Annotated in this window: 7 protein-coding genes and 1 pseudogene; 1 reads left to right on the top strand and 7 read right to left on the bottom strand. The window is 66.2% G+C overall.

Annotated elements, in window-relative coordinates; all coding sequences use genetic code 11:
* The 7 genes and pseudogenes from VLR48_RS13615 to speA form a co-directional block, all read right to left on the bottom strand.
* Window positions 1–406: pseudogene (locus VLR48_RS13615) on the bottom strand (glycosyl transferase family 2); the annotation flags it as partial.
* Entirely contained in the window at window positions 403–1,527 is a 1,125-nt protein-coding gene (locus tag VLR48_RS13610; protein ID WP_325292315.1) for a glycosyltransferase family 2 protein, read from the bottom strand. The pseudogene VLR48_RS13615 and the gene VLR48_RS13610, both read right to left, overlap by 4 nt.
* Window positions 1,528–1,535: 8 nt before the next feature.
* A complete protein-coding gene (locus VLR48_RS13605) occupies window positions 1,536–2,009 on the bottom strand; it encodes a DUF302 domain-containing protein (protein ID WP_325292314.1) in 474 nt (157 codons plus the stop codon).
* Between the two features lie 129 nt (window positions 2,010–2,138).
* Window positions 2,139–2,648 (bottom strand): hypothetical protein, encoded by a 510-nt coding sequence (locus VLR48_RS13600; RefSeq protein WP_325292313.1) that lies wholly within the window; start codon window positions 2,646–2,648, stop codon window positions 2,139–2,141.
* Window positions 2,649–2,772: 124 nt separating this feature from the next.
* Complete coding sequence (gene hypB / locus VLR48_RS13595) at window positions 2,773–3,696, bottom strand: hydrogenase nickel incorporation protein HypB (protein ID WP_325292312.1); 924 nt, start codon at window positions 3,694–3,696, stop codon at window positions 2,773–2,775.
* Window positions 3,697–4,027: 331 nt separating this feature from the next.
* Window positions 4,028–4,378: a hydrogenase maturation nickel metallochaperone HypA gene (locus tag VLR48_RS13590; RefSeq protein ID WP_325292311.1), complete on the bottom strand. Its 351-nt coding sequence runs from the start codon at window positions 4,376–4,378 to the stop codon at window positions 4,028–4,030.
* A 3-nt stretch (window positions 4,379–4,381) separates the two neighbouring features.
* Window positions 4,382–6,262, bottom strand: coding sequence for a biosynthetic arginine decarboxylase (gene speA / locus VLR48_RS13585; RefSeq protein WP_325292310.1), 1,881 nt, complete (start codon window positions 6,260–6,262; stop codon window positions 4,382–4,384).
* A 45-nt stretch (window positions 6,263–6,307) separates the two neighbouring features.
* On the opposite strand from speA, the gene VLR48_RS13580 reads away from it, so the two are divergent.
* Window positions 6,308–7,375 (top strand): esterase/lipase family protein, encoded by a 1,068-nt coding sequence (locus VLR48_RS13580; protein ID WP_325292309.1) that lies wholly within the window; start codon window positions 6,308–6,310, stop codon window positions 7,373–7,375.
* Window positions 7,376–7,544: the final 169 nt, after the last annotated feature.

Raw genomic sequence — 7,544 nt, 5'->3', positions numbered from 1 at the left:
GGACATCCGGCGCTTCCGCGGCCAGGATGTCGCGCTCGGCCTCGCTGACCACGAAGGTCAGATCGGCACGCCGCATGAGGTCCAGCTCCTGCGCCTTGCGCCGCTCGGCGACACGCAGGGTCGCGCGATCGCCTTGCAGCTGCGCGAGTCGCCGCTCGCGCAGGAAGTGCAGATCGACCGTATCGAAGACGATGCGTGCCTTGGTGCAATGGGTCCGGGCGGCGTCGAGTGTGGCCGCTGCCGCATCGGCACGGCTCAGGATCACCAGGTCGTAGTCGGTGCCGTGACTGGCCAGATGATCGCGGATCCGGCGCACGTAGGGCCGGTAGAGTACCTCCACGCCGATGCGCTGCAGATCGGCGACATAGGGCTCGGGTGCCTCCAAGTTAGCGGCGGCAAAAGTCACCTTGAAACCGAGTCCTTGCAGATCCGGAACAGGTTGAGCATCCGCACCGAGCCGGACTCTCGATCCGGGGTGACCATGTAGTTGTCGACCACCAGGGCCCGGCGTCGCACGCCGCGCTCCTTCGCCCGTTCCAGATCCTCGCCGCGCGCGCCGAAGCCGGCCAAGACGTCGGCCCAACGCGTTCGGAAGGTCTCGGCGTTGATCCGCTGATAGCGCTTCAAACCCGTCTCGGTCTGCTCGTCGCGCCCGGCGCTGATCCCCTCGAAGTGCACGACACGCGACAGTGGCTGATAGTAGACCGCGCGTCCGGCTGCACGCACCCGGAAGGCCAGATCGGCATCCTCGTAATAGGCGGGCGCGAATACGCTGTCGAAGCCGCCGAGATGCCTGAAGAGCGCGGTCTCGATGGCGAGTGCGGCGCCAGAGCAATAGTCGACGGCGCGCCGATAGCTGTATTGGGGCTTCTCGGGGGCGTCGAGGTGACCGTAGTTCCAGGCCGTGCCGTCGGCAAAGAGGATGGCCCCGGCCTCCTGCTGCCGGCCGTCCGGATAGAGGAGGCGGCTGCCGACGATCCCGGCGTCGGGCGCATCCTCGAAGGTGTCGATCAGCGCATCCAACCAGCCGGGCTGGACCTGGGTGTCGTTGTTCAGAAAGACCAGATAGGCACTCTGCGCGGCCTCCGCCCCGCGATTACAGGATCCGACGAACCCCAGATTCTCGGGATTGCGGATCAGGTGCAGACCGGGGTAGCGCGCGAGACGCTCGGCGGTCCCGTCGTTCGAGCAGTCGTCGACGACGATCGTCTCGAAGGGCCGCTCGGCGCCGACCCGAGCCAGCGCGGCGAGACAGTGGTGGGTGTAGCTGAATTGGTTATGGACCGGGATCACCACCGAGACCAGCGGCGCAGCGCTCGGCGTCAGGTCGACCGGCTCGAAGGGCTCGGCGAGCGCGAGCAGACGCGGCGGGTCGGCCACGCGCAGCGGCGTGGTGCCGAGGCGCCGTTTGAGCTTGCGCAGCAGGACGGCGACGCCCTCCGTGCGCAGGACATGGAGGGCGCGAGGGAAATAACGGAGGATGATGTCCAGGGCGTGCGTTCCGGCAGTCGATCCGACGGCCGTCATCCTACCATCTACCAGGAGACGGCGGCCTCCGAGATACCCTTGAGCATGTCCGCGACCTTGGCCATCGCCGGGCTGGATTCGACCTGATCGGCCGGGATCTCGCGGTGGGCGACATAGGTCGTCCCGGTCCCCTCGGGCAGTGTGTAGACGGCGATGATGAAGGGGCAATTCACCACATGAGCCGGGTTCTCGGTGCTCATCTCGCGCGACAGCACGGCACTGCAGAACTCGATGGACTCGGCTTGCGCGTAGAGCGGCGTATCCGTGCCGAGATCCTTGCCGGTGCGTTCCAGCATCTCGCCCATGTTCATCACGTTGTTGATGTACATGCCGCGCTCTTGGATCGCCATCTTGAGCCCTTCGAGTACGTCGGCGAACTCGGAGTCACTGGTGTAGACGGCATAGCCGCCGCCGAAGGCGGCTTGGGACAGGAGTCCGCCTGCCAACAGCAGTGCGGCTAGGCCGCGTTTGAGTTTGAACATGGGTCTGAATCCCCTCTTGAAGTGCCGTCCCGCAAAGCCGAACACGGACCGAAGCCGCATCGGCCGCGAGACGCAAAACCCCGCCGAGCGGCGGGGTGGTGACCGACAAGGCGTCGAATCGTCGGTGCGTCAATACTGGTTCATCGGGCGGAAGGCCGGTGCGGACGGCCAATCACCTGCAGGCGGTGCGGGCGGCGGGGCCGAACGCTGCTGCTGTTGCGCCGCCTCGAGCTCCTCGACGCGCCGCTTGAGCGCCTGGACCTCGGCGCTGTCGACGGGTGCTGCACCCGTGGAAGGCGCCTGAGCCGGCGCAGGCGCGACTCCGGGGGCTGCCGCGGGTGCGACCGGGTAGCCGGGCGCGGCGTAGCCCGGGGCAGGTGCACCGTAACCGGGTGCCCCATATCCCGGCGCGCTGTAACCGGGCGCGTAACCGCCGTAGGGGTAACCGAAGCCCGGACCGCCGTAAGGGCCGCCGTAATAGCCCTCGTCGTAGTCGTCGTAACGGTCGCCGCCCATCCAGCGGCTCGGGTTCATCATGTTGCCGAAGTTGAAGGCTTGGCTGACGGGGGCATAGACGGTCAGCGCAGCCAGTGTGGCGAGTGACACGACGGACAGGGTCCTGATCGGTTTGATCGACATCGGGGTTCCTCCGGGGTTGGTGTGATTTCTCTCGTGTCGCGCATTCGGAAATCTTCTCGGGTCGCGGTCTGTCGACAGCGACCCGGCCACTAATTACACCCAACGGCAAGGCGTCGCAATAGGCTCAATCCTGCTTTTGGGCGTGCGTGTGGTGATGGTGCGTATGGCCGTGCTCGCGCTCGTGGTGATGCGTGTGGCCATGGCCATGATGGTCGTGGGTGTGCCCGTCCGCCGCATGACCATGCAGTCGAGCGCCGTCCGGTTGAACCGTGGGGCGAATGGTCCGCCCGAGCTCGAGGCGCGAGCGCTGGGCCGCGAGCTCGTCGCTCAACCAATTCAGCCAAGGCTCGATGTCGCCCTCGCCGCGTGTGGAGACCGACTCGAAAGGCACCACGCTGGCCAGCTGACGTAGATGGTGCTCCGCGCGCTCCACCGAGAACTCGGGCAGGACCGTGAGCAGATCCGACTTGGTGCAGAGCACCAGGTCCGCCGCGCGGAACATGACCGGATATTTCGCCGGTTTGTCGTCGCCCTCCGGGACCGACAGGAGCGTGACGTTGCGGTGTTGGCCGAGATCGAAGCTGGCCGGGCAGACCAGATTGCCGACATTCTCGATAAAGAGGATGTCGACCTCGTTGAGATCCAGCCGATGCAGGGCGTCGTGCACCATGTGCGCGTCCAGATGGCAGGCGCTGCCGGTGGAGATCTGCACGGCCGGGACGCCCTTGGCGCGGATGCGCTCGGCGTCGTTCTCGGTCTCGAGATCGCCCTCGATCACTGCGATCCGCACCCGACCGGCAAGGGCGTCGATGGTCCGCTCCAACAGGCTCGTCTTGCCGGCGCCGGGCGAGGACATGAGATTCAACGCCAGTACCTGATGACGATCGAAATGCTCCCGATTGTGGGCCGCCTCGTGATCGTTCTCGGAGAGCAGGGCCTGGAGCACGGTCACCGCCGCACGGCCGTCGGCCGTCTTGGCGTGTTTACCGTCCGCCCGGACCAGATGCTCGTTGCCGGGGGTGATATTGCAGCCGCAGGTATCGCACATGAGTGATGGCTCCATAGACACCGCCCCGCCTCGCTGTCCGGGTGGGGCCGGGGCATTCGGATCTCGACATCGAGCGAGGTCGACTCCGGATTCGTCGCGCATCGCCGCTCCGGGCGAGCGCACAAGTCCGAGTGTACGCCTCTAAAACGCGTCAGGCATTCTATGCGCGCTTGGAGGTCAGGGCTTGCCCCGATATCTCTCCAAGACCTCGGAGGGTGACGCGTTTTAGAAAATTTTTTCTTTTCGTATCCTAAACCGCGTCGCTCCGACGCACTTGATTCATGCGAGGTTGCGATCAACGCCAAGTGAGCCTAAGAGCGTCGAGCGCGGTTTAGTCCGGGATGGTCAGCTCCAGGTTCGCCAACAACAGCTCATCCCCGCTCACCAGGCGCGTCTTGTAGCTGCCGCAGTCCCCGCACAGCAGTCGATTCGGGGTGGCGTCGGTCTCCGCGCCGCAATCGCCGCAGGCCACGCGCACCGGGGCAGTCTCGATCACCAGCTCGGCGTTCTCCGCGATGGTCCCCGCCGCAGCCAGCGGATAGGCGTGCCGGAGCAAGGATCCCTCCACACCCGCGAGCGGGCCGACCCGCAGCAGAATGCGCTCGACCCTGCTGGCGCCATGCTCGGCGGCGATCCGCTCGACCTGGTCGAGCAGCGCCTGACAGATGGAAAGCTCATGCATGGCTCAGCTGCCCAGATAGGTGTAGCCGTAGAGCCCGGCCTTGAGCTCGACGAAGAATTGCTCGCGGGTCGGCCGGTCCAGACCGGCGGCGTCCAGCTTGCGTCGATAGTGCGCGAGCAAGGTGCGCGGCTCGAAATGCACGTAGCTCAGCAGCTCGTCGGTGGAGTCGCCGCGCTCGGCATCGAGCAGACGGTAGCCGCCCGGCGCGCTCGCATCCAGCTCGACGTTGACGGCGTCCGTGTCGCCGAAGAGGTTGTGGATGTCGCCGAGGATCTCCTGATAGGCGCCGACCATGAAGAAGCCGATGAGATAAGGTGACCCCGACCCGGCGCCGGCATGCACGGGCAGACTCGCCTCGACGCCCCCCTCGTCGACATAGTGATCGATACAGCCATCGGAGTCGCAGGTCAGATCATGCACCATCGCCCGTGCGCCGGGCAGCTCGTCGAGACGTTGGATCGGCACGATGGGGAAGATCTGATCGAGTGCCCAGACGTCCGGCATCGACTGGAACAAGGAGAAGTTGCAGAAGAGCTTGTCGGCGAGAAGTGCATTGACCTCGTCCGCCAGCTCGCGGTGGCGTCGGATCGAGGGATCCATCCGTGCGGCCAGTCGCCGGCAGATGGCGAAGAAGAGCTCCTCCGCGCGCGCCCGCCCGGTCAGGTCGAGTCGATCCGCCGAAAAGCGCTCGCGTGCGGCCGCCATCAGCTCGCGCGCCTCCGAATAGACCTCTTGGGGTGGTGCCTCGTCCGCGGCGCGCAGCTGCTCGGCCAGCGCATCGAGCAGCGGATCCCCTTCCTCGAACTTGGGCAGCACGCCTTGGCCGCCGGCCTCTTCCCGATCGATCACGTTGGTGATGAGCACGGCATGATGTGCGGTGAGCGCGCGACCCGATTCGCTCAACAGATCCGGCTCGGGCAAGCCGCGCCGACGACACTCGGCTGCGACACTCTCGACGATCGCGCTCGCGTAACCCGCGAAGCTGTAGTTGACCGAGCAGTAATTGCGCGTGCGGGTCCCCTCGTAGTCGACACCCAACCCGCCGCCGACATCCAGGATGGCGATCGGCGCACCCAGGCGGCGCAGCTCGGCATAGAAGCGCACCAGCTCGGCGACACCGGAGCGGATGTCCTGAAGATTCGGGATCTGAGAGCCCAGATGGGCATGCAGCAGATTGAGCCAATGCAGCCGCCCGGCGGACTCGAGCGTGCGGACCAGGTCCAGAATCTGGTTCGCCGAGAGCCCGAACTTGGCCTTTTCTCCGCCGCTGCTCTGCCAGTTCCCCGCCGCCGCGGCGGCGAGCCGCGCCCGTACGCCGAGCAGGGGCTCCACGCCCAGCCGGTCGGCCTCTTCCAGGATGAGTGCGACCTCGGAGGGCTTCTCGATCACGATCTGCACCCGCAACCCGAGCCGTCTCCCGATCAGGGCGAGCCGGATATACTCACGGTCCTTGTAGCCGTTGCAGACCACCAGACCGTCGGGCGGGGAGAGTGCGAGCACCGCCATCAGCTCGGGCTTGCTGCCGGCCTCCAGGCCCGCATGCCCGGAGCGCAGGATCTCGCGCACCACGCCGGCCTGCTGGTTGACCTTGATCGGATAGACGGGCTGGTAGCGACCGCTGTAGCCGCTCGCCGCGCTCGCATCCACGAAGGCCTGGTGAAGCGACTCGACGCGATGACGCAGGATATCGTTGAAGCGCACCAACACCGGCAGGGACAGACCCTCCGCGTCGAGCTGCTCGGCCAAGAGGGCCAGATCGACCTCGGTCGCGCCATGCGGGTTTGGTCGCGCATAGAGATGACCTGCGGGATTGATCCCGAAATAGCCCTCGCCCCAACGGTCGATGGCATAGATCTGATTACAGCGCTTCACACCTTGGTCCATTGCGAGGGATCTCGTTCGGTGATGTCGATGGGAGGATGGTAAGGCATGAACGTGAAATCCGTGCGGTTCCGCCGTCGTCTGGTACTGCTCCTGATCACGATCGGCCTGTTGCTTGGAGTGGCCGTTTGGACCTGGTGGGCCGAGGGGCATCCGCGCGAGGAGCGGCGCCTGCGGGTGCTCGTCCATGACCGGCTCGATGCCTGGTTTCCGCAGGCGATGGCGCCGGTGGACGGCTGGCATGGTCTGATCCCGCGCATCCAGGTCGTCCCGGACGGGGCGGAGCCCGCTCTGCCGCGGGTTCTGCTCGTCCATGGACTCGACGAGCCCGGCGACATCTGGGACGACCTCATCCCCGTGCTCGGATCGGCCGGTTTCGAGGTTTGGGAATTCCGTTATCCCAACGATCAAGGTGTGGACCGCAGCACCGATCTGCTCGCCGCGCATTGGCCCGAGCTTGCCTCCGACCGGCCGGTGGCCTTGATCGGGCACAGCATGGGCGGGCTGATCATCCGCGACTTCGTCACCCGCTGGCGCTACCCGGTCGGCGCCCCCGCGCGGGTCGAGGGCGCGGCCGTGCGCGGCGTCATCCTGGTCGGCACACCCAATCAGGGCTCGGAATGGGCGCGTTTGCGCATCTGGCTCGAGCTGCGCGACCATCTGGCCGCCGGACCCGAGCGTCGGTTCTCGCTCTTTGCAGCGCTGCGCGACGGAATCGGCGAGGCCAAGGTCGACCTTCGACCCGGCAGCGCCTTCCTGGCGGATCTGAATGCGCGGCCTTGGCCCGAATCCGTTCCGGTCCGACTGATCGGCGGTCTGCTCACGGAGCCGCCCGAGTCGATGGCCGAGAGTCTCGAAGCCATCTCCGCCGAGCTCGGATCGAACGATCTCGCCCCCGATCTCTCCGAGGTGCTCGAAGACTGGTGGTCGAGTCTCGGCGAGGGTCTGGGCGACGGCGTCGTCCCACTCGCTTCGCTAAGGATCCCCGGCGCTCCGCCGCCGGTGCTCGTACGAGCCTCGCATCGCGGGATGCTCGCGCGCCTGTTCCCGAACGACCCCGAGCCCGAGGCCATTCCGCACATCGTCGCCGTCCTCGATGAGTGGTCCCGGCGATGAGCCCAGGGTACGACGCAACGCCGATTCCCGTAGTCAGTTATAAAAAAGGTAACGGGGACCCTCATAGCTCGGCCGGCAGGTGCTTGACTTGTCGGTATGACCCGAGAACGTTGGAGGTGTCCCCATGAGCAAGCGTAGATATCGTTGTGTGGAAATCAAGCAGGTCGAC

It is taken from the genome of Thiocapsa sp., assembly GCF_035467215.1.
GTDB lineage: Bacteria > Pseudomonadota > Gammaproteobacteria > Chromatiales > Chromatiaceae > Thiocapsa.
This window is presented reverse-complemented; position numbering and strand designations above follow the sequence as displayed.

Bases quoted from the DNA above. Each gene is read 5' to 3' on its own strand.
- VLR48_RS13610 (WP_325292315.1), bottom strand. From the start codon at position 1,527: ATGACGGCCGTCGGATCGACTGCCGGAACGCACGCCCTGGACATCATC.
- VLR48_RS13605 (WP_325292314.1), bottom strand. From the start codon at position 2,009: ATGTTCAAACTCAAACGCGGCCTAGCCGCACTGCTGTTGGCAGGCGGA.
- VLR48_RS13600 (WP_325292313.1), bottom strand. From the start codon at position 2,648: ATGTCGATCAAACCGATCAGGACCCTGTCCGTCGTGTCACTCGCCACA.
- hypB (WP_325292312.1), bottom strand. From the start codon at position 3,696: ATGTGCGATACCTGCGGCTGCAATATCACCCCCGGCAACGAGCATCTG.
- VLR48_RS13590 (WP_325292311.1), bottom strand. From the start codon at position 4,378: ATGCATGAGCTTTCCATCTGTCAGGCGCTGCTCGACCAGGTCGAGCGG.
- speA (WP_325292310.1), bottom strand. From the start codon at position 6,262: ATGGACCAAGGTGTGAAGCGCTGTAATCAGATCTATGCCATCGACCGT.
- VLR48_RS13580 (WP_325292309.1), top strand. From the start codon at position 6,308: ATGAACGTGAAATCCGTGCGGTTCCGCCGTCGTCTGGTACTGCTCCTG.